Source organism: Streptomyces sp. NPDC028331, from assembly GCF_055565775.1.
Window position 1 is genome coordinate 184837 of the sequence record NZ_JBVHTR010000002.1, and the last position, 23713, is coordinate 208549.

The following is a 23713-nucleotide window of genomic DNA, read 5'->3' on the forward strand; positions in this document are numbered from 1 at the left end:
GGCTGGTACTGCGGCGGGAGTTGGGGCTGGGGTTGGCGGCAGGGTGGTGATCAAGCCTCGGTGGAAGCTCAGCACGTACGACAAGTACGAGGCAGGAGACCACGGCGGCAACCGCCAAGGAGTCGCCCCGAGTTCTGCGATCGGCTCTCTCCTCGGCATGCCGTGAGGAGCTGATCACGCGCAACGTCGCCAAGCTCGTCGAGCCTCCTCGCACCGACAACCGCGAGCTGAAGCCGTGGACCCTGGACGAGACGCTCGACGAGCCGTCGTCGCCGTGCCGTCCCGCTGCCCGCCCTCTGCATCGCTCCCCTGCGTTGGCACCGCATGAGGCAGGCAGCGGCTCGGACCAAGGCGGGGGAGAAGTGGCAGAAGTCCGCCTACGTCTTCACGACCCGGACCGGCCGCCCGGTCGAGCCGCGCAACCTGTACCGCTCCTTCACCCGCATCGCCCACTCCGCCGGCCTCCGCGTCATCCGGCTGCACGACGCCCGTCACGGCACGGCGACGCTCCTCACGGCGGCGGGAGTCGCTCCCCGCGTCGTGATGGAGATCCTCGGGCACTCTCAGATCAGCTTCACCATGGACGTCCACACCCACGTCGTCCAGGACACGCAGCGCGAAGCCATGAGCCACATGGACCGCCTGCTCAGGAGGCGCCCCGGTCGCCAGTAATCACCGGGGTTGATGTCAAAAGTGGATGTCAAAGGCCCCGGACCATGATCGGTCCGGGGCCTTTTGGCTGGTGCCCCCGGCAGGATTCGAACCTGCGACACCCGCTTTAGGAGAGCGGTGCTCTATCCCCTGAGCTACGAAGGCGAGGTCGAAGCGTGACGCGTGTCGACCGGTCACAGCCTAGCGGATGTGGTCCCTCGGGGTCGCCCCCGTTCCTGTCGCGGCCGTGTCCTCGTCCTCGGTTGGGTGGGCGTGCCGACTGTAGTGAGTCGGGTGCGAACGGTTACATCTCCGTCGTGACGGGCGCTTACGCTCGAACCGCTCGACGTCAGCGGCCGGTATCGCCTGCTCGACGGCTGGTGGGCGGCGCTGGTCGCTCGGCTGGGCATGGTCGACCGGCTGGACCTCACACCGCCGGATCCGTCGGCCCGATCGAGCCCCCGCCGGCGATCGGTATCCGCGACAGCATCTCCGGGGGGAAGTCGAACGCGTCGACCAGGGTCATCATCTGGGGTGCCAGTTCGGTGACGAGTGTGTCGCGTGCCTTGGGCAGTGCCCGTACGTGGTCCGGGGTCAGGTAGCCCTCCGCGAGGAGGTCGCCGGTGTGGGCGCGCAGGTGCCCCAGGAGGAACAGGCGGCACAGGTTGCGCAGCAGTCGCCGTGCCCTCGGGTCCGTCGCCTGTTCGGACGCCGTGGCGAACGCGTCCGCCGCCTGCAGCCGGGCGTGGGCCGAGACCATCTCCAGGGCGGCTTCCGAAGTGGCGTTCCAGCGGCCGACCGGGTCGCCGGACGGGCCCTCGCGCAGGGCCGCGCGAGCACGCTGCTGCCAGATGGCCTCGACGCCGGCGAGCAGGCCCCGCAGGAAGGCGAGGTCCGTCAGGTCGGCGTCCGCGGGTGGCGCGCCCGGGGGCCGCGCATCGTGGCCGAAGACCATCTCCGCCGCCGCCTTGGCCCAGATCACCAGGTTGTCGCCCTCCGCGGTGATGCCGCCCTCGATGTTGCCGGGCAGCTCCGAGATGCCGTTGGCGGGAAACAGGCCCTGTGCGCCGCACCGTTCGCGGCACTCGGTGGTGATCGCGCGCGCTTGCCAGGTGATCCAGCCCTTGGCGATCGCCACGAGCCGTTCGACCTCCTCGCGGTCCTCCTCGGTGTGCGCGGCGAACCGGTCGACCACGGTGCGGTGCAGGAACGTCATCGCGTATGCCGTCGCCAGGGCGTCCAGCAGCCGGCCGTGGTGGCTGCGGTGGGCGGCGATCGGTATGCGCTCGCCGGCCTTCGGGCCGGCTATCAGGCGGCTGTGCGCGTAGCGGACCGCGATGGTGAGGGCGGCGCGGGCCATGCCCAGGGTGCCGGCGCTCATGCAGAGCTTGCCCATGGTGACGCGGTGGATGGCGCGCAGGAACCGCTTGCGCTTGTTGCCGAGGTTGCTGGTCAGCGTGCCGTCGGGGGAGAGGCGGCCGTGGGCGGCCTCGAGGAGCGCCTCGCGGGGCAGCCACACGTGGTCGAAGGAGGTGAGGGCGTGGTCGACCGGGGTGCCGGTACGCTGCGGCAGCCGACGGACCGTCACCCCCGGCAGGTGTCCGGTCTCGTCGCTGAGCGGGGTGAGGAAGAGGAACACGCCCTGGTCCTGGCCGTCCACGACGAGCCTGGCGGCGACGACCGCCGTCTTGGGGCCGCCCGTCAGCGTGGTGTTGGGCATGAACTTCTGTGCGCCCGGCGTCGGCGTGTGCAGGCGGAAGCCGCCGCTCGTGCGGTCGAACACGGCGACGGTCTCCATGGAGGCCACGTCGTTCCCGTGCTCCAGCTCGGTACAGAGAAACGTTCCTGTGCTGCGGAGCGAGCTGAAGGGGGACAGGTCCCGGTCCGTGTGGTCGTGGTCGACGAGGCTGCCGAGGAAGAGGTTGTAGTGGATGCTCGCTACGGTGGTCAGCCCGCCGTCCACCGGCCCGATCCACTCGTGCAGGGCGGCCAGCCGGTGCGGGTCGGCGGCGAACCGCAGGGGATCGTCGAGCGTGTTGTTGAGCAGACGCAGGCGGTCGTAGGAGAGGGCGGTCCGCTCGGCCGGGGACAGGCCGGGCCGGTAGGCGAACGCCCGGCCGGAGATCGCCGTGCGCCAGACGCCGTGGGTACGGCCGCGGTGAGCGCCCTCGAAGAGAAGGTGCGCCAGGTCGTCGGCCACCGGGTGTGCCCGGTCCCGGTCGTCCCGGTTCTCCTGGTTCTCCCGGTCCTCGGCTTCCGTCCCTACCGTTGTTTCCGCCCGTAACGTCTCGGACGTCATGACAGTCATTGAGTTTCCCCTGGTGTGGGTCTCGAGTCAGGCGCGCGGCACCGGATCGAAGATACGGACCAACCGGTTTTCTTTTCAACCCCCCACCGGTCCCTCTGGAGCCTTGCGTCGCACTGTTCTGCTCATTTTCGGCCTCAAGTGACCGTTTGTCAGCGTCCTACCGAAGGCTTGTAAAACCGTTTGCCTGGTTTTATTGTCCGGTGGCGACGGGAGAGGGGACTGGTTGTGGCACGGCAGGAGCGGGCCATTCGCACGCGGCGGGCCATCCTGGTCGCCGCTGCGCAGGTGTTCGACGAGGTCGGGTACGAGGCGGCGACGATCTCCGACGTACTGAACCGGTCGGGGGTCACCAAGGGTGCCCTGTACTTCCACTTCGCCTCCAAGGAGGAGCTGGCCCAGGCGGTGCTGGCCGAGCAGGTCTCCTCCCTGCCGCGCGTTCCCGAGCAGGAGCTGAAGCTGCAGGAGTCGCTGGACGAGGCGCTGCTGCTGTCCCACCTGCTGTGCGGTGACACCGGCGACCCGATCGTCCAGGGCAGCGTGCGCCTTACCGTGGACCAGGGCTCGCCCAAGGACCACCTCAACCGCCGGGTGCCGATGCAGGAGTGGACCGAGCACACGCAGGCCCTCTTCGAGGAGGCCAAACAGCGGGGCGAACTCCTCCCGCACGTGGACGTCGCCGCGCTCGCCAAGCTGTTCGTCGGCGCGTTCACCGGGGTGCAGGTCCTGTCGCGGATCATGACCGGGCGGGTGGACCTGGCCGAGCGGGTGGCCGACCTCTACCGGTTCCTGATGCCGTCGGTGGCCGTGCCGGGGATCCTGGTCCGCCTGGACTTCTCTCCGGAGCGGGGACCGAAGGTGTTCGAAGCCGCCATGCGGCGGCGTGACGGCGTAGCGGGCGAAGGCGAGGGCGACGCGTCCGCCGGCGCACCGAGTTGACAGCCGAAGGGCCGACCGACCGATCGAACGGAGTGCTCCGATGGACATGACCGCCTGCCCGTACGCCCTTGACGTGACCGGACGTGACCTGGCGGGCGAGACCGCGCGGTTACGGTCGAGGGGGCCCGCCGTCGAGGTGGAGCTGCCGGGCGGGGTGCGCGCCTGGGCCGTCGTGCGGCAGACGTACGTCAAGCGACTGCTGACGGACCCCCGGGTCTCGAAGGACGCCCGGCAGCACTGGCCCGACTTCGTCGCGGGCCGTATCGGTGAGGACTGGCCGCTGTACCCGTGGGTGGCGAACGAGAACATGCTCTTCGCCTACGGGGAGAGCCACGCGCGGCTGCGCCGGCTGGTCGCCGCCGCCTTCACCGTCCGCCGTACCGAAGCGCTGCGCCCCCGCGTCGAGCAGCTCACCGGGGAACTGCTCGACGAGCTGGACGCGCTGCCGGACGGCGAAGTGGTCGATCTGCGGGACCGGTTCGCCAAGGTGCTGCCGATGCGGGTGATCTGCGAGCTGTTCGGTGTCGCCGAGGAGGCGCGCGAACCGCTCTGCGCCGACCTGGAGTTGGTGTTCGGCACGGCGGTGCCCGGGGAGGAGATGGCCGCCGCGCAGGTGCGGGTCTTCGGGATGCTCGGTGAACTGGTCGCCGGGAAACGGGCCAGGCCCGGCGACGATCTGACGAGCGCGCTGATCGAGGTCCGCGATAGCGACGACGGCCGGCTGACCGAGCAGGAACTCCTCGGCACGCTGTACCTGATGATCGCCGCGGGCCAGGAGACCACGTGCACCCTCATCACCAACGCCGTCGGCGCCCTGTGCAGGCACCCGGAGCAGCGCGCGCTCGTCCTGCAGGGGCGCGCGGACTGGGCCGACGTGGTGGCCGAGACGCTGCGCACCCACGCGCCCGCCGCGTACTCGCCGATGCGGTTCGCCGTCGAGGACATCGAACTGGACGGGGTGCTCATCAGGAAGGGCGATCCGATCCTGGTCTCCTTCGCGGGTGCGGCCTCGGACCCCGAGGCGTACGGGGACGACGTGGGCGTCTTCGACGTGCTGCGGCCCGGCCGGCGGGACGATCTGGCCTTCGGGCACGGTGTGCACCGCTGCCTGGGGGCGCCGCTGGCCCGGCTGGAGGCGGCGTCCGCCCTCGCGGCGCTCTTCACCCGCTTCCCGGACCTGGAATCAGCGATTCCGCTCGATGAGGTCGAGGCGGTGCGGTCCTTCATCGTCCATGGGTACGGGTCCCTGCCCGTCGTGCTCCGCCCCAGCGGATCGAGCGGGTCCAGCGGATCGAGCGGGCCCGGCGGAGCGGACGGAGCGGACGGAGCGGACCGACCGCGGGAGGACTGACCGGACTGACCGTCAGTAATGAAACCGCACGGACGGTTTGTTATGCTGTGGGTACCCGCGCAGCAACGGAGCGTCTGATGGCCAAGCAGGAACGTGCTGTCCGCACGCGCAACGCCCTGATCGAGTCCGCCGCCGAACTGTTCAGCCGCGACGGCTACGAGGTGGTGTCGCTCGCGGCGATCAGCACCAGGGCCGGGGTCAGCAACGGCGCGCTGCACTTCCACTTCCCCAGCAAGGCCGACCTCGCCGCGGCGGTGCGGGCCGCGGCGGCCGAGCGGTTCGACCGGCTCGTCTCCGCGGAGCGGCCGCCGCCCCAGCTCGGCGGTTCGCTGCAGGCGCTCGTCGACACGAGTCACGCCCTGCTGCTGAGCCTGCGTCAGGACATCGTGATGCGCGCGGGGTTCTGCCTCGACGGCGTCGCCGAGGCCGCCGGTCGCGGGGTGGGCCTCCACGACCGGTGGCACGCGTGGGTGGAGGACATCGTCGCCCGGTGTGCGCGGGAGGGGCTGCTCTCGGACGTCCCACCCCGGGACCTGGTGGCCACGGTGGTGGGTGCGACGGTCGGTTTCGCCGAGCTGGGCGGGCACGACGTGCGCTGGTTGTCCCGCCTCACGCTCACCCGCTTCTGGTCGCTGCTCCTGCCGCGCATCGCCACGGCGCCGACGCTGCGCAGGGTGGTGGCCACGGGCAGGCAGGCGGAGGTCGTCTGACCGACGTCTCGTCAGGTGTTCGCCACCCGGCGGAACCGCCCCGCCACCCGCAGGTCCGCCTCGATCCGCGCCGCCGTCGCGCGTAGCTGCGGCAGGACGTCCGTCACGCACTGCTCGGGCGTACGGCGGCTGCTGTGCATCGCCACGTTGACCGCCGCCACCACCCGGCCCCCGTGCTCCCGCACCGGCACCGCGATCGACCGCAGCCCCTCCTCCAGTTCCCCGTCGACCAGCGCGTACCCGTCGCGCCGCACGCGGTCCAGCACGGCCCTCAGCTCGGCCGGGTCCGTGACGGTCCGCCGCGTCAGCGGGGCCGGCTCGGGCAGCGGCCGTTCCGGCAGGTCCGCCAGCATCACGCGGCCCAGCGAGGTCACGGCGGCCGGCAGCCGGGTGCCGACCGTGACGTTGACGCTCATGATGCGGTTCGAGGCCGCCCGAGCCGTGTACTGGACGTCGTCGCCCGTCAGCACCGCCAGCGACGTCGACTCGTGCACCCGATCGGACAACGCGGCCAGATGCGGGGTCGCGATGTCCGACAGGGTCGTCCGGGACAGCGGCGGGAAGCCGAGGCCCAGCACGCGCGGGGTGAGCCGGAAGAAACGGCCGTGCACGGTGACATAGCCCAGGTGCTCCAACGTGATGAGCGCCCGCCGTGCCGTGGCCCGTGCCAGTCCCGTGGCCTCGGCCACCTCCGTCAGCGTCAGCTCGGAACGGCCCTCCCCGAACGATGTGATCACCGTCAGCCCGCGGGCCAGCGACTCCACGAACTCCCGCCCCAGCTCCTGCTTGGACGCCCCCGTCCAGGCCGCGAGCCCGGACGGCGCCGTGGGCACGGCGGGCGGCGCCTCGCGCAGCTCCCGCTCCATCGCCGCGACCGCCGTGCGCAGCCGAGGCAGCAGCGCCCGGCGCAGACCGTCCGCCGTGTGCCGGCTGGTGTGGCTCACCACGCTCACCACACAGGCGATCCGGCCGCCCTCCCCCCGCACGGGCATGGACAGCGCCACCAGGCCCGGCTCGATCAACTGGTCGTCCAGCGCCCATCCCTCGGCCCGCGCCTGCTCGGTGCGCTCCTCGAAGTCGTCGCCCAGGCAGTGGCCGTCGGAACCGTCGAGCGGGCGGCTGCGCGCCGGTACCGCCGGGAAGCGGCGGTCCTCGGGGTCCGCAGCCCGCCGCGCACGCCACCGCGCCCAGTCCTCCGCGTCCCACTCGGTCGCGAACAGCGGCCCCGGAGCGGTGCGTTCCGCAGGCAGCAGATCGCCGATGCGGAAGCTCAGCGACATCGCGCGGCGCCGGGTCGCCTGGTGGATGAAACGGATACCGTCCAGGTCGGCGACCGCGAGCGACACCGACTCGTCCAGCTCGTCGGCGAGCGCGTCCGCGTGCGCGTCCAGCAGCTTCGGCAGCCCCAGCGCCGCGAGGTAGGCGTTGCCCAGCTCCATCAGCCGCGGCGCGAGCACGACGTCCCGGCCGTCCAGCCGTACGTACTCCATGCGGGCGAGGGTCGCCGTGATCCGGTCGACCGTGGACCGGGCGAGCCCGCTGGCCCGCTCCAGGGCGCTGAGGCTGCAGCTACCGCCGGCGTCGGTGAGCCGCCGCAGCACCCTGAGGCCGCGCATGAGCGGGGCGACGGCTTCGGCGGGGGCGGCGGTGTCCGGGGCCGGGGTGACGTTCGGGAGCATGGGGTCACCGTAATGCGGGGCCGGTCGCGCACGCCGTGTTCCCCCACGGCACGGGGCGCCCCGAACCCCCGTATGCCATCGGTCGCCTTCGGCCGCCTTTCGGTGGGACGCCTCCGGGCGGGTCAGCGCCGTGTCACCCGGACCCGGTAGTCGCCGGAGGGGTCCTTCGCCTCGACGGTGACGACGATCCCCTGCTTCGGGTCGGTGAAGCTCTGCCCGGGGACGAACGGCGCGTCGGACAGCTCGGCCTGCACGTTCGGGCTGCGCGTGCAGCCGCCGCTGTCGCGCGTGGAGTCGTAGACCTGGATGGGGCCGTTGCCGGTGTCGACGTCCGCGTCGACGCGGTAGACGAGGATGCCGGGCCGGCACACCGCCGCGTCGTTGCCCTCGTGGGTGCGCAGCTCCAAGGCGTAGCCCGCCTTGGCGCTGAGGGGCAGGAAGACCAGTTTGCGGCCGCCGGTGCGGGCCAGCGGGGTCAGCGTGTACTCGCCGGTGCCGTGCGCGGTCACGCAGGCGACCTGGGAGTCGTCGAGCCAGCCGAGCTTCCACTTGTGCCAGGCGAGCATGTCGTTGTCGGCGCCCCAGTCCTCGCTCATGATGTCCCAGTGCCCGACGGCGGCGCCGCCCTCCTGGTTGTAGAGGTCGGGCAGGCCGAAGACGTGGCCGTTCTCGTGGGGCAGGACCCGGAAGCCGGTCTGCGGGTAGGAGCCGGAGCCGTCGTCCTGGCGGCTGTAGATGAAGGACGCGTTGGAGACGGGCACGCCGTCGGCGACCGGGGCCTCGGCGTTGCCCGCGAAGGTCACCGACAGGACGGTGTCCAGGGCGGAGGGGCCGGCGTTCGGGGTGACGAGCACGTTCACCAGGTCGTAGTGGCGGAAGTCGACCTCGGGGTCGGCGGCGGTCACGATGTCCTGCACCAGCTCGCGGTAGCCGGGGTCGAAGGGGGCGCCGCGCTGTATGCCGTAGGCCGCGAACGGCTTGGGCATGCGCAGCCAGTGGCGTATCGGGGCCTCGGCGCGGTAGTCGAGGCGGCCGTAGGAGCTGGTGGTGAACCACTCCTGGGTCTGCGGGAAGAACTCCGCGAGCCGGTCGAGGGCGCTGCCCTGGCCGGGGGCGTCGGAGAAGTCGATCATCAGGTTCAGGGCGTGGACGGTGCCGGTGGAGCGGGCGTAGCCGGTGGCGGTGGGGATGCTCTCCGGCATCAGGACCCGGTTGTGGCCCTGGAGCATGCAGGGGTGCAGCGTCGAGGAGCGGAGCGGGGCTATGGGGCCCGGCGTCAGGGAGCCCGTCGTCAGGTGCGCCGTGCCGGCGGAGGTGGAGACCGCCAGCGTCAGAACGGTGACCGAGGCGAGGGAGGCGGCGCGGCGGGGGCGTATCCGGCGGCGGGACGGCTGCATGCGGTGGCCCTTCGCTCCACGGCAGCCGCGCCTCACCGGCTGCACCCTTGCGATCACCCTGTGACGGGCGGTGCGGGGTCGCGCGCTGAAGGAGGCCGAACGAGGGGTCCGGGGGCGGGGGAGGGGTGACGGTGCGAGCGGTGAGGTGTGAGCTGCGGCTCCGGACCCCGGCCGACCCGCGCTACAGGCCCCGGCCGACCCGCGCTCCAGGCCCTCAGGACCTGCGCTCTGCCGAGGATGTTCGGAGGCGAGGCCCGGCATAGGGCCCCGCCCGGCCACGCACCCAAAGAATGTGACCTACGTCACATCAAATTGCCTCACGTCGGGGAAATAACCGGGGACGCAATCCCCGTTTAGCCATGTGTCCGAGCGAAACGGGGACTGAATCCCCGGATTGCGATCATCCACCCCTTCTCGAGGAGTACGCCGTGCAGACCGCCACCCCTGTGCAGCGTCGGGCGTCCCGGCCGCGGGCCGATGCCCTGCGCAACCGGGAGCGGATCGTCACCGCCGCCCGGGAGATGTTCGTCGAGTTCGGCCCCGACGTGCCGTTCGACGAGATCGCCCGTCGGGCCGGCGTCGGCAACGCCACGGTGTACCGCAACTTCCCCGACCGCGACGCCCTCGTCCGCGAGGTCGTCTGCTCGGTCATGGACCGCACCTCCGAGGTCGCGGAACAGGCGCTGGCCGAGGACGTCGACCCCTTCGAGGCGCTGGAACGCTTCGCGCACGCCGCCGCCGACGAGCGGATCAGCGCGCTGTGTCCGATGCTCTCCGGCACGTTCGACAAGCACCACCCGGACCTGGAAGCGGCCCGGCGGCGCGTCGAGCGGCTCGTCGAAGAGCTCATGGACCGCGCCAAGGCGGTCGGCACGCTCCGCCCCGACGTGGGCGTCGGCGACCTGATGCTCACCGTGGCCCAGCTCAGCCGGCCCCCGGCCGGTACCGCGTGCCTCAGTGCCGACCGTTTCGTCCACCGCCATCTTCAGCTGCTCCTGGACGGTCTGCGGGCTCCCGCCCGTTCGACGCTGCCGGGCACGGCCGTGACCATGGAGGAGCTGCGCCGGTCCTGAGCGAGTAGCCCTCTGTACGAGTAGTTCGACACGAGTAGTTCCGGCTCAAGTAGTTCCGACACGAGTCGTTCCGATGCAAGTCGTTCTGAACGGGTTGTTCCGATGCGAGGGGTCCGATGCGGGAGCCTCGACGTTCCCGATAGCGGTCCGTATCGGGCGATCGGCCGATCAGTAGCGACGATCAGTAGCGACGAACAGCAGCGATCAGTTCCGCGTTCCGATTAGTTCCGAGTCCCGCGCAAGTCATCTCTCACAGCAGGGCTTCCGGCCGTCAACGACGACGAGCCGTTCGCCCGTCACTCACGTCACCTTCCGTCACCTTTTTCTTCTACGACGTCCCGGAGTGGGTACCTCCATGTCTCAAACCGCCTCAACGGCCCCCGGCGTCCCCGACGCCAACCGCTGGAGGGCGCTCGTCTTCATCGCGCTCGCCCAGCTGATGGTCGTCCTCGACGCCACCATCGTGAACATCGCGCTTCCGTCCGCCCAGCAGGACCTGGGCATATCCGACGGCAACCGGCAGTGGGTGGTCACCGCCTACGCCCTCGCCTTCGGCGGCCTCCTCCTCTTCGGCGGCCGGATCGCCGACCTGTGGGGCCGCAAGCGGGCCTTCGTCATAGGCCTGACCGGCTTCGCCGCCGCCTCCGCGCTCGGCGGCGCGGCGACCACGGGCGCGATGATGTTCGGCGCCCGCGCCCTCCAGGGCGCCTTCGGCGCCATGCTCGCCCCGGCCGCGCTCTCCCTGCTCGCCGTGATGTTCACGGACGCCAAGGAGCGCGCCAAGGCGTTCGGCATCTACGGCGCGATCGCCGGCGGCGGCGGCGCCGTCGGCTTCATCCTCGGCGGCGTGCTGACCGAGTACCTGGACTGGCGCTGGACGTTCTTCGTCAACATTCCGTTCGCCGTGGTCGCCGCGCTGGGCGCGTACTTCGTCATCCGTGAGCCCGAGGGCGGCCGCAACCGCTCCCCGCTCGACATCCCCGGCGTCGTCCTGTCCACCCTGGGTCTGGTTTCGCTGGTCTACGGCTTCACCCGCGCCGAGTCCGACGGCTGGGGCGACTCGACGACCGTCTCCCTGTTCGTCGCGTCGGCCGTCTTCCTGCTGGCTTTCGTCTTCACCGAGGCCAAGGTCAAGGCCCCGCTGCTGCCTCTGCGCGTGGTCACCGACCGCAACCGCGGCGGCATCTACCTCTCCCTCGGCATCGCGATCATCGCGATGTTCGGCACGTTCCTCTTCCTGACCTACTACCTGCAGGTCATCAAGGGCTACTCGCCGATCAAGACGGGCTTCGCCTTCCTGCCGATGATCGCGGGCATGATGGTCGGCTCGACCCAGATCGGCACGCGCCTGATGACCCGTGTCCCGGCCCGGCTGCTGATGGGGCCCGGGTTCCTGGTCGCCGCGTCCGGCATGCTGCTGCTGACGCAGCTCGAGATCGGCTCGTCGTACGCCTCGACCGTCCTGCCGTCGATGCTGCTGCTCGGCCTCGGCATGGGCACGGCGTTCATGCCGGCCATGTCCCTGGCCACCCTGGGCGTCGAGCCCCGGGACGCCGGTGTCGCCTCCGCGATGGTCAACACCTCGCAGCAGGTGGGCGGCGCGATCGGCACCGCCCTGCTGAACACGATCGCCGCCTCTGCGACGACCTCGTACATCAAGGACCACATCGCCACGGCCACTTCCAAGCCGCAGCAGCAGCTGGTCCAGATGGAGGGCATGGTGCACGGCTACACCAACGCGATCTGGTTCGCCGTCGGCATGCTGGTGCTCGCCGCCGTCATCGTCGTCACCTTCGTCAACGCCGGCCGCCCGGGCTCCGGTCCGGTCGCCTCCGGTGAGGGCGTCGAGGACGAGGTGGCCGTCCCGGTGGTCGCCCACTGAGGCGCCTGCGCAGGGGTACCCGTAGAGAACCGAGTCCGTAGGTACGGACGAGGAAGGGGACGTCTCGTCCGTACGTCTGAAGGGGTCCGCCCCGGCCCCACCGATCCGGTGGGGCCGGGGCGGACCCGTGTCCGGTGTGAGCCGGGGCGGACCGGTGTCCGGTGCGGGCGGGCTGGACCCGTCTGCGAGCGTCCGTCCGGCGGCTCAGCGCAGCCAGGGCAGGTCCGCCCCCGCCTCCTTGGGCTGCAGTCCCTCCGCGATGATCGACATGATGTCGCCCAGGGACTTCTGCTGCTCGGGGGTGAGCCGGTCGAACAGGGCCTGGCGCACGGCGGCCACGTGCCCGGGAGCGGTCCGCGCCAGCACCTCGTACCCCTCGTCCGTGAGGACCGCGAGCTGTCCCCGCTTGTCGGAGGGACACTCCTCGCGCCGTACCCAGCCGTTCTTCTCCAGGCGGGCGATGGCGTGCGAGAGCCGGGACCGGGTGATCTTCGCCTGCATGGCCAGCTCGGTCATCCGCAGCCGCCGCCGCGGGGCCTCTGCGAGCTGGACGAGCAGCCCGTAGTAGACGTGCGGCATGCCCGCGTCGCGCTGCAACTGGCGGTCGAGGTGGTCCTCGAGAAGGGTGACGGCGTGCATGTACGCACGCCAGGTGCGCTGCTCCTCGTCGGTGAGCCAGCGGGTGTCATCAGCGGGTGCCGTCTTCATGTACACCACTGTACGAGGCGTCTTCTTGAAACTTAAACAAATGGGCGCTATGCTCACCCGTGAAGAACCTTTAGTCTTCAAGTAACTGTCGGCCGCCGTGCCGCGGCCGCCCGAAGGGAGCCGCCGCCATGTCCGCCGCGACCGAGGAGCGCACCGCGCCCCAGCGCATGCCCGCCCTCTACCTGAGCCATGGTGCGCCCCCGCTGGCCGACGACCCGGTCTGGCCCGGCCAGCTCGCCGCCTGGTCGGCCGGCCTGCCGCGCCCCAAGGCGATCCTGATGGTCTCCGCCCACTGGGAGGAGGCCCCGCTCGCCCTCGGCGCGACGAGCACCGTCCCGCTGGTCTACGACTTCTGGGGCTTCCCCGAGCACTACTACACGGTGCGGTACGAGGCCCCGGGCGCCCCGCAGCTCGCCGACGCCGTCCGCAAGCTGCTGCGTGCCCCCGGCATCCCCGTCCAGGACATCCCGGACCGGGGCCTGGACCACGGCGCGTACGTCCCGCTCGTCGAGATGTTCCCCGAGGCCGACATCCCGGTCCTGCAGATCTCCATGCCGACCCTGGACCCGGTGAAGCTGATGGAGATCGGCCGCAAGCTGGCCCCGCTGCGCGACGAGGGCGTCCTGATCGTCGGCTCCGGCTTCTTCACCCACAACCTCGCGGCCCTGCGCCACGCGGGCGGGGGAGTGCCGACCTGGTCCTCGGAGTTCGACGACTGGGGCCGCCGAGCCCTGGAGGCGCGCGACTGGGACGCCCTGCTGGACTTCCTGAACAAGGCCCCGGCCGGCCGCTACGCCCACCCGCGCACCGAGCACTTCGCCCCGCTGTTCGTGACCATGGGCGCGGCGGAGGCCGGCGGTGAGCTCGACGCCCAGAGGTCCGTGATCGACGGCTTCTGGATGGGAATGGCGAAGCGGTCCGTGCAGTTCGGGTGACGGTGGCCGGGAACTCGATCCGGACCTCGGTCCGGGCGGCGGCGAGGAAGGGGGCTAGGCGTCCCGCCGGGAGCCCTGCTGGAGGTCCCGCCGCAGGTCCTGGTGGAGGTCCTGGTGGAGGTCCTTCTCGTACCAGGCCACGTCCCAGTAGCGCCCGAACTTGCGGCCCACCTCCCGGTAGGTGCCGACGTGGCGGAATCCGAGGCGTTCGTGCAGGCGCACGGACGCTTCGTTCGGCTGGGCGATGCCCGCGTAGGCACGGTGCAGGTCCTCGTCCGCCAGGGCCTCGAAGAGGGCCGTGTAGAGGTGCCCGCCGATGCCGCGGCCGGTCGCGTGCGGGGCGAGGTAGATCGTCGTCTCGACCGAGGTCGCGTACGCCGGCTTCGGGCGGAAGGCGCTGGACGTGGCGTACCCCAGGATCTCCTGTGACCCGGCGTCCGCGGCAACCATCAGCCGGTGCGGGCCGTCTTCAGGGTGGGAGAACAGCCAGGGGCGGCGCTCCTCCGCCGTGAAGGCTCTGGTGTCGAATGTGATGGGGGTCTCACGCACGTAGTGGTTGTAGATGTCCGTGAGAGCCTCGAGGTCGCCCTCGGCTCCCGGCCTCACCTGCACGTCGCTACGTTCCGCCATCGACCCGCCTCCCAGTGTGGCGGAACAGGGTACTGCATGATCAGAAAAAATGAGGGGCGGGTTGGGAATTCTGTCCGGATTCCAGTCGTTGTTTCCTTCGGATGCCGGGCACCCGGAAGGGTGGCCGAATCGTTACAGGACCATCCGCTAGCCCACCATCGCAAGGGAGCACGCATGGCAACCCGTGCCGTCGCCCGTCGCCAGGCCGCCGAGGGCGAAACCATCGACGCCGCGGCAAGCAGTGTTCGCGCCCAGGGCGACATAGCCGACCGCGACCTGGTCGGCATGTACCTCGACGAGATCGCCCGTACGCCTCTGCTCGACGCCGCCAAGGAGGTCGAGCTCTCTCAGATCATCGAGGCGGGCGTGTTCGCACGGCAGATCCTCGACGGCGAGGAGGAGGCCAAGGCGGATGCCACCCGTGAGGAACTGGAGGCCCTGGTCGCCGAGGGGGAGCGGGCCAAGGACATCTTCATCCGCTCCAACCTCCGGCTGGTCGTCGCCGTGGCGCGCCGCTACCCGCGCAGCGGTCTCCCGCTGCTCGACCTGATCCAGGAGGGGAACGCGGGCCTGGTGCGCGCCGTCGAGAAGTTCGACTACCGCAAGGGCTTCAAGTTCTCCACCTACGCCACCTGGTGGATCCGTCAGGCGATCACGCGGTCGATAGCCGACCAGTCGCGCACCATCCGGCTGCCCGTCCACCTGGTCGAGGAGCTGGGCCGCATCCGCCGCGTCCAGCGCGAGTTCAACCGTGAGAACGGCCGGGACCCCGAGCCCGCCGAGATCGCGGCGGAGCTGGACTCGTCGGCGGAGCGCATCAGCGACGTCCTCGACTGGGCCCGCGACCCCGTGTCGCTGAACATGTCGGTGGACGACGAGGGCGAGACCCAGTTCGGCGACCTGCTCGAGGACACCTCCGCGGTGTCGCCGGAGCAGTCGGTGCTCACGCTGCTGCGCAGCGAGGAGCTGGACGACCTGATCGGCCGGCTCGACGACCGCACGGCCTCGATCATCAAGATGCGGTACGGCATCGAGGACGGCCGGGAGCGCACGCTGACGGAGGTCGGCAAGGAGCACGGCCTGACGCGTGAGCGCATCCGTCAGATCGAGAAGCACGCCCTGCTGGAGCTGAAGAAGCTGGCCCGCCAGACCGGCTTCGACGCGGCGGCGTAACGGCCGTGGGGTCGCACCGCATCGAACCGGCGGGTCCGGGGCACAAGACCTCCGGGTCCCCGCAACCGCACGGTCCCGCCGTCCACAGAGCCGAGTCCCGACGCACTCCCCCCGGCGCCGGGACTCACCCCGGGCCGGGCCCCGGCGCCATTCCCCCCTGGCGCCGGGGCCCGGCTCTTCTCGTGCCGGGTTACGCGACTGCGGCAGGGGCATGTCAATAGGTCGCCCCGGACCTGAACCCCGGGGCGGCCCGGTGGCAGATTGTGCCACAGCGGCACGAGGCGGACGCTCCTCGCGGCGGGCGCCCGCCGGTGGACCGAGTCGGTCCGTGCCGCCCCGCCCGCCTCACCCCGCCGCCGCCCGGCTCAGCCGCGCCCCCAGGTCCCGTACCGAGGCGACGAGGTCGGCCGGGCGGTGCACCGTGAACTCGCAGTCGACCAGCGCGAGCCGTACCGCCAGCCACTCCACCGAGTCGCTCGACACACCCCGCAGCCGGCAGCGGTGCTCGTCGAGCGGCTCGGGAGTGCCCACCCACCGGGGCATGCGCGCCGCGACGAAGTCGGCGGGGGCGGCGAAGGTCGCCTCGAACTCGTAGGTCTCCTGCCGCCGGTACACCGACTGCCGCAGATACTCCGCCGCGCTGCCGGTGGGCAGCTCCCGCGGTGCGAACCGGGCGCCCGTCGCGAACGGCTCGGCGACCCGGTCGACCCGGAACGTCCGCCAGTCCTCGCGCTGCAGGTCGTAGGCGACCAGGTACCAGCGGCGCCCCGTCGACACCAGCCGGTACGGCTCCGCCAGGCGCCGCGACGACGTGCCGTCCCCGGAGCGGTACGCGAACCGCAGCCGCTCCCGGCCCGCGATCGCCGAGGCCATCACGGTCAGCGTCTCCGGCGCGATGCTCGCCCCGTCCCCGCTGGTCAGCGACGTGGTGGCGGCCTGGAGAGTGGTGACACGGTGGCGCAGCCGACTCGGCAGCACCTGTTCGAGCTTGGCCAGCGCCCGCACGGACGCCTCCTCCACGCCCTCGACCGCGTGCCCGGCACCCGCCCGCAGCCCCACCGCGATGGCCACGGCCTCCTCGTCGTCGAGCACCAGCGGCGGCATGGCCTTCCCCGCGACCAGCCGGTAGCCGCCGTCGGCACCCTTGGTCGCCTGCACCGGGTAGCCCAGCTCGCGCAGGCGGTCGATGTCCCGCCGGACGGTGCGCCGCGACACCCCGAGCCGCTCGGCCAGTTCACCGCCGGGCCACTCGCGCGGCGTCTGGAGCAGGGAGAGGAGCTGCAGGAGCCGGGCCGGGGTGTCTGTCGTCATGGAACGAGGATGCCGGAGAAGTAGGACGGGATCTGGCCTAATGCGTCCCTAGCGTCGGGGCATGACCTCCACGGACAACACCCTCAGCAGTGCCGCGCCGGGCGCGGGCGGCGACCGGCGTCGCTGGTTCGCGCTCGCCATCGTGATGACCGCGGCCTTCATGGACCTCGTCGACGTCACGATCGTCAACATCGCCATCCCGTCGATCCAGCGGGACGCGGGCGCGTCGTTCAGCCAGATCCAGTGGATCACCGCCGGTTACGCGCTCGCCTTCGCCGCGGGACTCGTCACCGGCGGCCGGCTCGGCGACATCCACGGCCGCAAACGCCTCTTCCTGATCGGCATCGGCGGCTTCACGCTCGCCTCGGCGCTGTGCGGCTTCGCCGCGAACCCGGAGATGCTGGTCGCCTCGCGGATCCTCCAGGGCGCGATGGCCGCCATGATGGTGCCGCAGGTGCTGTCGATCGTGCACGCCACCTTCCCGGCGCACGAGCGGGGCAAGGTCTTCGGCCTGTTCGGCGCGATCGTCGGGCTGGGTGCCGTCTCCGGGCCGCTCCTCGGCGCGCTGCTGACCGAGTGGAACCTGTTCGGGCTGCAGTGGCGGCCCATCTTCCTGATCAACCTGCCGGTCGGTGTCGCCGCGTACCTCCTGGGACGGCGCTTCATCACCGAGTCGAGGGCTCCGAAGGCCCTGCGCCTCGACCTCGTCGGCGTCGCCCTCGTCACGCTGGGCCTGCTGATGCTGCTCTACCCGCTCACCCGCGGCCGGGAGCTGGGCTGGCCGCTGTGGGGGTACGCGTCGATGGCGGGCGCGCTCGTCGTCTTCGGGGCGCTGGTGGCGTACGAGAGGCGGAAGTCCGCCCGCGACGGTTCCCCGCTGGTCGAGCTGTCCCTGTTCCGGGTGAAGAGCTTCGCGGCGGGCATCGCGGTGCAGACGGTGTTCGGGGTCGGCCTCGGCATCTTCTTCCTGGTCTGGACCCTGTACATGCAGGTCGGCCTCGGCTGGAGCGCGCTGCGGGCGGGGCTGACGGGCGTGCCGTTCTCGATCGCGGTCTCCACGGCGGCCGGGATGTCGGTGCAGAAGCTGGTCCCGCGCTTCGGCCGCAAGGTGCTGCAGGCGGGCGCGCTGGTGATGGCGGCCGGCGTCCTCCTCTACATGGCGGAGGCCCACCGGTACGGCCAGTCGATCGCCTCCTGGCAGATGGCGCTGCCGCTGGTGGTCATGGGGGCGGGCATGGGCCTGATCGTCGCCCCGCTGACGGACGCGATCCTCTCCGAGGTGCCCCGTGAGCACTCCGGCTCGGCGTCCGGCCTGATCAACACGGTGCAGCAGATGGGCAACGCGCTGGGACTCGGGCTCGTGTCGGTGGTCTTCTTCGGCGAGATCGACGACCGGCTGACCCCCGCCCAGGTGGGTCCGGCCTTCGTGCACGCCTTCCAGCACGCCCTCGGCTGGGTGGTGGCGGTGATGGTCGTGATCTTCCTGCTGATGTTCGCCCTGCCGAAGCGGCCGGCGCAGCACGTGGAGGGCGCGGAACAGCCCGAGAGGGGCACGGGGAACGGCGCCCGCGACCAGGTGCTTCCCGCGCACGACGCACGACCGGTCGGGGCAACCCGGTAGCCGAACCGGAGGAATCACTCGGCCCCGTCGATGCCCGTTCGTGTCCGTCCCGTAGCTCCAAGCTGTTTACTTTCCGGAAATTCGGACGTAGCCTCCGACTGAAACCACACGTTCGGGCATCAGTCGGAGGTGAACGGGCATGTACGCAGCGGAGCGACAGCAGGAGATCCTGCGGCTCGCCCGTGACGGCGGCCGGGTCGATGTCGTCTCACTGGCCGAGGAGTTCCAGGTCACGGCCGAGACGATCCGTCGCGACCTGAAGGCCCTCGACCGCGCCGGGCTGCTGCGCCGGGTGCACGGCGGCGCCATCCCCGCCGGGCGCCTGGACTTCGAGCCGGACCTCGCCGAACGGGAGTCCACGGCGGCCGACGAGAAGGACCGGATCGCCAAGGCGGCCCTCGCGGAGGTGCCGGGCGAAGGCACGATGATCCTCGACGCCGGTTCGACGGTCGCCCGGCTCGCGGGGGCGATCCCGCTGGACGCGCGGCTCACCGTGGTCACGCACAGCCTGCCCACCGCGGCCCGCCTCGCGGACCACCCCGGCATCCAGCTCCACCTGGTCGGCGGGCGCGTCCGGCACCGTACGCGCGCCGCCGTGGACGCCTGGGCGCTGCGCGCGTACGGCGAGATCCGCGCCGACGTCCTTTTCGTCGCCGCCAACGGCTTCTCCGCCGGCCACGGACTGACCACGCCCGACCTCGCCGAGGCCGCCGTCAAGCGGGCCGCGATGCGCGCCGCGCGCCGGGTGGTGCTGCTCGCCGACTCCTCCAAGCACGGCCAGGAGCACTTCGCCCGTTTCGGCGGCCTCGACGATGTGGACCTGCTGATCACCGACAGCGGGTTGAGCCCCGAGGACGCCACCGCGATCGAGCGCGGCGGCACGGAAGTAGTACGCGCATGATTCTCACCGTCACCCCCAACCCCTCCCTCGACCGCACCTACGAGGTCCCCTCCCTCGACCGCGGCGAGGTCATCCGGGCCACCGGCGAACGAGTGGACCCGGGCGGCAAGGGTGTGAACGTCTCACGCGCGGTCGCCGCGGCCGGGCAGCGCACGGTCGCCGTCCTCCCCCTCGGCGGTGCGCCGGGCGCGCTCGTCGCCAACCTGCTGCACTCCCAGGGCATCGACGTCGCTCCGGTCCCGATCACCGGAGCCACGCGCTCCAACATCGCGGTCGCCGAACCCGACGGCACCCTCACCAAGATCAACGCACCCGGTCCCGAACTCTCCCCCGACGAGGCCGAACTCCTGCTGGAAGCGGTCCGCGAGCAGTGCCGCGCGGCGGACACCACCTGGATCACCTGCTGCGGCAGCCTCCCGCGCGGCCTCGCCCCGTCCTGGTACGCCGACCTGGTGGCCCGGGCGCACTCCGCGGGCGCCCGGATCGCCCTCGACACCTCCGGCCCCGCGCTCCTGGAGGCGCTGCGCGAGCGCCCCGACGTGGTGAAGCCGAACGCCGCGGAGCTCGCGGAGGCCGTCGGGCGGCCCCTCGCCACAGTGGGCGATGCGGCCAAGGCCGCCGAGGAACTGCGCGGCATGGGCGCGCGAGCGGTGCTGGCGAGCCTCGGCGCGGACGGGCAGTTGCTCGTCGACGCCGCCGGTACATGGTTCGGCTGCGCCCGCGTCGGTGTCATACGCTCGAACGTCGGCGCCGGCGACTCCTCCCTCGCCGGTTTCCTCATCGCGGGCGGCAGCGGTCCTCAGGCCCTGGCCTCGGCCGTCGCCCACGGCGCCGCGGCGGTCCAACTGCCCGGCAGCGTGATGCCGACCCCCGCCGACCTCGACCTCTCCGCCGTGACCGTCACGTCGGAGGTGCCCGTGGACCGTGTGCTGACGGAGCCCGTCTCATGAGCGGGCCCCCGGTGCGGCGGACGAGGCCCGCCGCATCCACCGACAGGCGGGGTTTCCCCGGCCCCGCCACCCTCTCCCTCTCCGTAGCCCCCCACCTCACCCCCGTCCCCACCACCGCCCACCCCAACCCCCGGGCGATACGCGTGCGAAGGAGCCCGCGATGAGCGAGATGATCACCGCGGACCTGGTCGACCTCGACCTGTCCGCCGACACCAAGGAAGCGGCGGCCCGTGCCCTCGCGGAGCGGATGGTGGCCCAGGGCCGCGTGACCGACCTGGAGGGCTTCCTGGCCGACGTGGCCGCCCGCGAGGCCCAGATGCCGACCGGCCTCGACGGCGGCATCGGCATTCCGCACTGCCGCAGCGAGCACGTCACCGAGCCGACCCTCGCCTTCGGGCGCAGCGCCCGGGGCATCGACTTCGGCGCCGCGGACGGCCCGGCCGACCTGATCTTCCTGATCGCCGCCCCGGCGGGCGCCGACGACGCGCACCTGACGATCCTGTCCTCGCTGGCCCGCCAGCTCATGAACACCGAGTTCACCTCCGCGCTGCGGTCCGTGGACAACGCGGCGGCGGCAGCGGCGCTCATCCGCGGGGACGAGGCCCCGGCGGCGGACTCCGCAGACTCCGCGGTGGCGCCCTCCGAGGCGGCCTCCTCCGGCGCCACCGCGGACGCCACGGACGCCACCGAGCGCCCGTTCCGCATCGTCGCCGTCACCTCCTGCCCGACCGGTATCGCCCACACCTACATGGCCGCCGAGGCCCTGGAGAACGCGGGCCGCGATGCGGGTGTCGAACTCGTCGTCGAGCCGCAGGGATCGGCCGGCTTCACCCGGCTCGACCCGGCCGTCATCGCGGCGGCGGACGCCGTGATCTTCGCCCATGACGTCCCCGTACGGGACAAGGACCGCTTCGCCGGCAAGCCGACCGTGGACGTCGGTGTGAAGGCGGGCATAAACCGGCCCGCCGAGCTGATCGCCGAGGTGCGCGGGAAGGCCGAACGCGGCGAGGTGACGTCCGGTTCCGCGCCCACGCCGGTGGAGCGGGCCGGTGACTCCACCGAGGGCTACGGCACCAAGCTGCGCAAGTGGCTGATGTCCGGCGTGAGCTACATGGTCCCGTTCGTCGCCGCGGGCGGCCTGCTCATCGCCCTCGGCTTCGCGATCGGCGGCTACAAGATCAAGTCGGCGCCGTCTGTCATGGACCACTTCGTGTGGACGCAGACGGACAGCTGGGCGGCGCTGCTGTTCCAGATCGGCGCCGTGGCCTTCGGCTTCCTCGTCCCGGTCCTGGCGGGCTACATCGCCTACGGCATGGCGGACAGGCCCGGTCTGGTCCCCGGTTTCGTGGGCGGCATGATCGCGTCCACGATCAACGCGGGCTTCCTGGGCGGCCTCGCGGCCGGTCTGATCGCCGGCGGGGTGGTGATGGCCATCCAGAAGGTCAGGATCCCGCCGGCGCTGCGCGGCATCATGCCGGTGGTGGTGATCCCGCTGATCTCCTCGGCGATCGTCGGGTTCCTGATGTTCGTCGTGATCGGCAAGCCCATCGCCTCCGCGCAGAAGGGCATGACCGACTGGCTGAACAGCCTGTCCGGCACCAACGCCCTCCTGCTCGGCGCGCTGCTCGGCCTGATGATGTGCTTCGACCTCGGCGGCCCGGTCAACAAGGTCGCGTACACCTTCGCCACCGCCGGTATCGCGGTGTCCAACCCGAGCGACTCGGCGATGAAGATCATGGCGGCGGTGATGGCCGCCGGTATGGTCCCGCCGCTGGCGATGGCCCTGGCCACCACCGTGCGCGGCAAGCTCTTCACGCCGGCCGAGCGTGAGAACGGCAAGGCCGCCTGGGTGCTCGGCGCCTCCTTCATCTCCGAGGGCGCGATCCCGTTCGCCGCGGCCGACCCGCTGCGCGTCATCCCCTCGTCGATGGTCGGCGGCGCGATCACCGGCGCCCTGTCGATGGCCTTCGGCGCCACGCTGCGCGCCCCGCACGGCGGCATCTTCGTGGTCCCGCTGATCGGCAACCCGTTCCTCTACCTGGTCGCCCTCGTCGCCGGCGTGTGCGTGACCACGGCCCTGGTGGTGGTCCTGAAGGGCATGCGCAAGCAGAGCCCCGAGGGCTCCGCGAAGGAGGCCGGGGGAGCGTCCATACAGACCCGGGACTCCAAGCAGCCCGTCGCCGCCTGATCCGGCCGTACCGACAGCACAGTTGGGGCCGCACCTCTCAACAGGGGTGCGGCCCCACCGCGTTCGCGGCGCCGTTACCTGGTCCTTTGCCCGTCTTCGCCGCGACTCGCCGAACTCGTCGCGCTCATCACGCTCGTCGCACCTGCGAGATTGGTCACGGTCAGGGGCTGGAAGCCCGGTTGGTGGTGTCTACTGGAGGCATGCCCGCGCACGAGTCGATCCTTCTGCTGGTCACCGTGGCCGTCGCAGCCCTGGCGACCGGCCTCTGGGTGGTCGGCCTGGTCCAGTTGGTGCGCCGCCACCGCGGGGAGAACGCGGTCCGGCGGCGTCGCGGAACGCTGCGGGCCCTGCCCCGGCAGCGGCGGACGGCTCCCCACTGGGACTCCGTCGAACTCACCGCGGCCGAACGCGACGCCTTCGCACACCTCGTGCGGCGCCTCCGCGACGGCTACCCCCACGACCGGGGACTTTCCGGGAACTAGCCCCGCAGCGGCACTAGACGGTGTCGGCCGGCTGGCCCAGCGTCGCCGCGCGGCGCTCCATGGCCTCCCGGGCCGCCTCCTCGGTCGCGTAGACCTCGCACATGTGGCGGCCGTCCGGGGTCGCCGTGTGCTCGACCTCCCACAGGGACAGCTCCCTGCCGTCCCGCAGCAGGAACGCGTGCTCGTACAGCGAGAAGCACAGCCCCGCCTGACCCGCCCGGGACGGCCGTCCGAACACCTGCCTGATCTCGTGCGCGAACGCGGAGCCCAGCAGTAACGCGGCCAGGTCCGCGCCCGGCCGGTCCGGGTTCTCCGCCCGGCGCAGCAGCCGGCGGGCATGGTCCGCCGAGTCGTCGGACGCGTACGCGTGACCGGGCTCGGGGACGGGGGAGAGCTGCACCAGCACCGGCAGCTCGAAGTCGGGCGTGTCCGGCGGCAGCGGAAGCCGGGCCGTGGCGGTGCGCAGCTCCTCCTGGTCCACGTACACCTCGTGCTCGACGTGGCCGCCGGGCGCCGTGTTGTGCACGAGCTCCCACAGGGTGACCGCCGAGCCGTCCGCGAGCAGCCATGTGTGCCGGTACGTCTCCCGGTGCAGACCCGCGCTGTGGTGCGCCGAGTGCAGCGAACTGTCGTGCGCCAGCGCGCTGTCGAGGCCCCCGATCGTCTCGTCGGGCAGCTCGAAGGAGTTCAGGGCACGGCCGAGGAGCCGCGCGAGGTGCTCCTCGGGAGACTCGGGCGACTCGGCTGGCTCGTACGCCGTCGTCTCGTACGGAACGCTCAAGGTTTCTCCCGGCGTTGCTGCATGTCACCTTGTGGGTGCATACCGT

19 protein-coding genes, 1 tRNA gene and 1 pseudogene are annotated in these 23713 nt (G+C 71.6%); 13 read left to right on the top strand and 8 right to left on the bottom strand.

Annotation, left to right across the window (positions count from 1 at the left end; all coding sequences use genetic code 11):
• Nucleotides 1-46 precede the first annotated feature (46 nt).
• Nucleotides 47-672 (top strand): annotated as a pseudogene (locus ACZ4SW_RS02980) (tyrosine-type recombinase/integrase); the annotation flags it as partial.
• A 68-nt stretch (nt 673-740) separates the two neighbouring features.
• Here the strand turns inward: ACZ4SW_RS02980 and ACZ4SW_RS02985 are convergent.
• Together ACZ4SW_RS02985 and ACZ4SW_RS02990 are read right to left on the bottom strand one after the other, a co-directional pair.
• Nucleotides 741-816, bottom strand: a tRNA-Arg gene (locus tag ACZ4SW_RS02985).
• Between the two features lie 262 nt (nt 817-1078).
• Nucleotides 1079-2959 (bottom strand): acyl-CoA dehydrogenase family protein, encoded by a 1881-nt coding sequence (locus ACZ4SW_RS02990; protein ID WP_468237093.1) that lies wholly within the window; start codon nt 2957-2959, stop codon nt 1079-1081.
• Nucleotides 2960-3184: 225 nt separating this feature from the next.
• Here ACZ4SW_RS02990 and ACZ4SW_RS02995 point away from each other — a divergent pair, with 225 nt between their 5' ends.
• The 3 genes from ACZ4SW_RS02995 (at nt 3185) to ACZ4SW_RS03005 (ending at nt 5956) form a co-directional block, all read left to right on the top strand.
• Nucleotides 3185-3895, top strand: coding sequence for a ScbR family autoregulator-binding transcription factor (locus tag ACZ4SW_RS02995; protein WP_468237096.1), 711 nt, complete (start codon nt 3185-3187; stop codon nt 3893-3895).
• 40 nt (nt 3896-3935) lie between these two features.
• Nucleotides 3936-5246, top strand: a complete 1311-nt coding sequence (locus ACZ4SW_RS03000; protein ID WP_468237098.1) for a cytochrome P450 family protein — start codon at nt 3936-3938, stop codon at nt 5244-5246.
• A 77-nt stretch (nt 5247-5323) separates the two neighbouring features.
• Nucleotides 5324-5956 carry a ScbR family autoregulator-binding transcription factor gene (locus ACZ4SW_RS03005; RefSeq protein ID WP_468237100.1) on the top strand — a complete coding sequence of 211 codons (633 nt, stop codon included), beginning with the start codon at nt 5324-5326 and terminating at the stop codon, nt 5954-5956.
• Nucleotides 5957-5967: 11 nt separating this feature from the next.
• Here ACZ4SW_RS03005 and ACZ4SW_RS03010 read toward each other — a convergent pair whose 3' ends face one another.
• Both ACZ4SW_RS03010 and ACZ4SW_RS03015 read right to left on the bottom strand, forming a co-directional pair.
• Nucleotides 5968-7635 carry an IclR family transcriptional regulator domain-containing protein gene (locus ACZ4SW_RS03010; protein ID WP_468237102.1) on the bottom strand — a complete coding sequence of 556 codons (1668 nt, stop codon included), beginning with the start codon at nt 7633-7635 and terminating at the stop codon, nt 5968-5970.
• 122 nt (nt 7636-7757) lie between these two features.
• Nucleotides 7758-9032, bottom strand: coding sequence for a M6 family metalloprotease domain-containing protein (locus ACZ4SW_RS03015; RefSeq protein ID WP_468237104.1), 1275 nt, complete (start codon nt 9030-9032; stop codon nt 7758-7760).
• Between the two features lie 428 nt (nt 9033-9460).
• Between ACZ4SW_RS03015 and ACZ4SW_RS03020 the strand changes: the two genes are divergently transcribed.
• Together ACZ4SW_RS03020 and ACZ4SW_RS03025 are read left to right on the top strand one after the other, a co-directional pair.
• Nucleotides 9461-10105 (top strand): TetR/AcrR family transcriptional regulator, encoded by a 645-nt coding sequence (locus ACZ4SW_RS03020; protein ID WP_468237107.1) that lies wholly within the window; start codon nt 9461-9463, stop codon nt 10103-10105.
• A gap of 355 nt (nt 10106-10460) precedes the next feature.
• The gene (locus ACZ4SW_RS03025) at nt 10461-11987 is read left to right on the top strand and encodes an MFS transporter (protein WP_468237109.1); all 1527 of its coding nucleotides are present in this window, start codon (nt 10461-10463) and stop codon (nt 11985-11987) included.
• 204 nt (nt 11988-12191) lie between these two features.
• Here the strand turns inward: ACZ4SW_RS03025 and ACZ4SW_RS03030 are convergent, their stop codons facing one another.
• Nucleotides 12192-12695, bottom strand: coding sequence for a MarR family winged helix-turn-helix transcriptional regulator (locus ACZ4SW_RS03030; protein WP_468237111.1), 504 nt, complete (start codon nt 12693-12695; stop codon nt 12192-12194).
• 128 nt (nt 12696-12823) lie between these two features.
• Between ACZ4SW_RS03030 and ACZ4SW_RS03035 the strand changes: the two genes are divergently transcribed.
• Nucleotides 12824-13630 (top strand): dioxygenase family protein, encoded by an 807-nt coding sequence (locus tag ACZ4SW_RS03035; RefSeq protein WP_468237113.1) that lies wholly within the window; start codon nt 12824-12826, stop codon nt 13628-13630.
• Between the two features lie 54 nt (nt 13631-13684).
• On the opposite strand, the gene ACZ4SW_RS03040 is transcribed toward ACZ4SW_RS03035, so the two are convergent.
• On the bottom strand, nt 13685-14260 hold the full coding sequence (locus ACZ4SW_RS03040; protein ID WP_468237116.1) for a GNAT family N-acetyltransferase: 576 nt from the start codon (nt 14258-14260) through the stop codon (nt 13685-13687).
• A 174-nt stretch (nt 14261-14434) separates the two neighbouring features.
• Here ACZ4SW_RS03040 and ACZ4SW_RS03045 point away from each other — a divergent pair, with 174 nt between their 5' ends.
• Nucleotides 14435-15433 carry a sigma-70 family RNA polymerase sigma factor gene (locus ACZ4SW_RS03045; protein WP_468237119.1) on the top strand — a complete coding sequence of 333 codons (999 nt, stop codon included), beginning with the start codon at nt 14435-14437 and terminating at the stop codon, nt 15431-15433.
• Nucleotides 15434-15778: 345 nt separating this feature from the next.
• On the opposite strand, the gene ACZ4SW_RS03050 is transcribed toward ACZ4SW_RS03045, so the two are convergent.
• The gene (locus tag ACZ4SW_RS03050; RefSeq protein ID WP_468237121.1) at nt 15779-16744 is read right to left on the bottom strand and encodes a helix-turn-helix transcriptional regulator; all 966 of its coding nucleotides are present in this window, start codon (nt 16742-16744) and stop codon (nt 15779-15781) included.
• A 61-nt stretch (nt 16745-16805) separates the two neighbouring features.
• Here ACZ4SW_RS03050 and ACZ4SW_RS03055 point away from each other — a divergent pair, with 61 nt between their 5' ends.
• The 5 genes from ACZ4SW_RS03055 (at nt 16806) to ACZ4SW_RS03075 (ending at nt 22886) form a co-directional block, all read left to right on the top strand.
• A complete protein-coding gene (locus ACZ4SW_RS03055) occupies nt 16806-18365 on the top strand; it encodes an MFS transporter (protein WP_468237123.1) in 1560 nt (519 codons plus the stop codon).
• A 139-nt stretch (nt 18366-18504) separates the two neighbouring features.
• Nucleotides 18505-19266, top strand: coding sequence for a DeoR/GlpR family DNA-binding transcription regulator (locus ACZ4SW_RS03060; RefSeq protein ID WP_468237125.1), 762 nt, complete (start codon nt 18505-18507; stop codon nt 19264-19266).
• A complete protein-coding gene (gene pfkB, locus ACZ4SW_RS03065) occupies nt 19263-20216 on the top strand; it encodes a 1-phosphofructokinase (RefSeq protein ID WP_468237128.1) in 954 nt (317 codons plus the stop codon). Before ACZ4SW_RS03060 ends, pfkB begins: the two co-directional genes overlap by 4 nt.
• 160 nt (nt 20217-20376) lie before the next feature.
• Nucleotides 20377-22404 carry a PTS fructose transporter subunit IIABC gene (locus tag ACZ4SW_RS03070; RefSeq protein WP_468237130.1) on the top strand — a complete coding sequence of 676 codons (2028 nt, stop codon included), beginning with the start codon at nt 20377-20379 and terminating at the stop codon, nt 22402-22404.
• Between the two features lie 200 nt (nt 22405-22604).
• On the top strand, nt 22605-22886 hold the full coding sequence (locus ACZ4SW_RS03075) for a hypothetical protein (protein WP_468237132.1): 282 nt from the start codon (nt 22605-22607) through the stop codon (nt 22884-22886).
• 13 nt (nt 22887-22899) lie between these two features.
• Here ACZ4SW_RS03075 and ACZ4SW_RS03080 read toward each other — a convergent pair whose 3' ends face one another.
• Complete coding sequence (locus tag ACZ4SW_RS03080) at nt 22900-23667, bottom strand: DUF6227 family protein (protein WP_468237135.1); 768 nt, start codon at nt 23665-23667, stop codon at nt 22900-22902.
• Between the last annotated feature and the right edge of the window lie 46 nt (nt 23668-23713).

Coding starts and splice junctions, on each gene's coding strand:
- ACZ4SW_RS03010 (WP_468237102.1), bottom strand. CDS start 7,635: ATGCTCCCGAACGTCACCCCGGCCCCGGACACCGCCGCCCCCGCCGAA.
- ACZ4SW_RS03060 (WP_468237125.1), top strand. CDS start 18,505: ATGTACGCAGCGGAGCGACAGCAGGAGATCCTGCGGCTCGCCCGTGAC.
- ACZ4SW_RS03025 (WP_468237109.1), top strand. CDS start 10,461: ATGTCTCAAACCGCCTCAACGGCCCCCGGCGTCCCCGACGCCAACCGC.
- ACZ4SW_RS03035 (WP_468237113.1), top strand. CDS start 12,824: ATGTCCGCCGCGACCGAGGAGCGCACCGCGCCCCAGCGCATGCCCGCC.
- ACZ4SW_RS03045 (WP_468237119.1), top strand. CDS start 14,435: ATGGCAACCCGTGCCGTCGCCCGTCGCCAGGCCGCCGAGGGCGAAACC.
- ACZ4SW_RS03005 (WP_468237100.1), top strand. CDS start 5,324: ATGGCCAAGCAGGAACGTGCTGTCCGCACGCGCAACGCCCTGATCGAG.
- ACZ4SW_RS03050 (WP_468237121.1), bottom strand. CDS start 16,744: ATGACGACAGACACCCCGGCCCGGCTCCTGCAGCTCCTCTCCCTGCTC.
- ACZ4SW_RS03030 (WP_468237111.1), bottom strand. CDS start 12,695: ATGAAGACGGCACCCGCTGATGACACCCGCTGGCTCACCGACGAGGAG.
- ACZ4SW_RS03075 (WP_468237132.1), top strand. CDS start 22,605: ATGCCCGCGCACGAGTCGATCCTTCTGCTGGTCACCGTGGCCGTCGCA.
- pfkB (WP_468237128.1), top strand. CDS start 19,263: ATGATTCTCACCGTCACCCCCAACCCCTCCCTCGACCGCACCTACGAG.
- ACZ4SW_RS03000 (WP_468237098.1), top strand. CDS start 3,936: ATGGACATGACCGCCTGCCCGTACGCCCTTGACGTGACCGGACGTGAC.
- ACZ4SW_RS02990 (WP_468237093.1), bottom strand. CDS start 2,959: ATGACTGTCATGACGTCCGAGACGTTACGGGCGGAAACAACGGTAGGG.
- ACZ4SW_RS03040 (WP_468237116.1), bottom strand. CDS start 14,260: ATGGCGGAACGTAGCGACGTGCAGGTGAGGCCGGGAGCCGAGGGCGAC.
- ACZ4SW_RS03055 (WP_468237123.1), top strand. CDS start 16,806: ATGACCTCCACGGACAACACCCTCAGCAGTGCCGCGCCGGGCGCGGGC.
- ACZ4SW_RS03070 (WP_468237130.1), top strand. CDS start 20,377: ATGAGCGAGATGATCACCGCGGACCTGGTCGACCTCGACCTGTCCGCC.
- ACZ4SW_RS03015 (WP_468237104.1), bottom strand. CDS start 9,032: ATGCAGCCGTCCCGCCGCCGGATACGCCCCCGCCGCGCCGCCTCCCTC.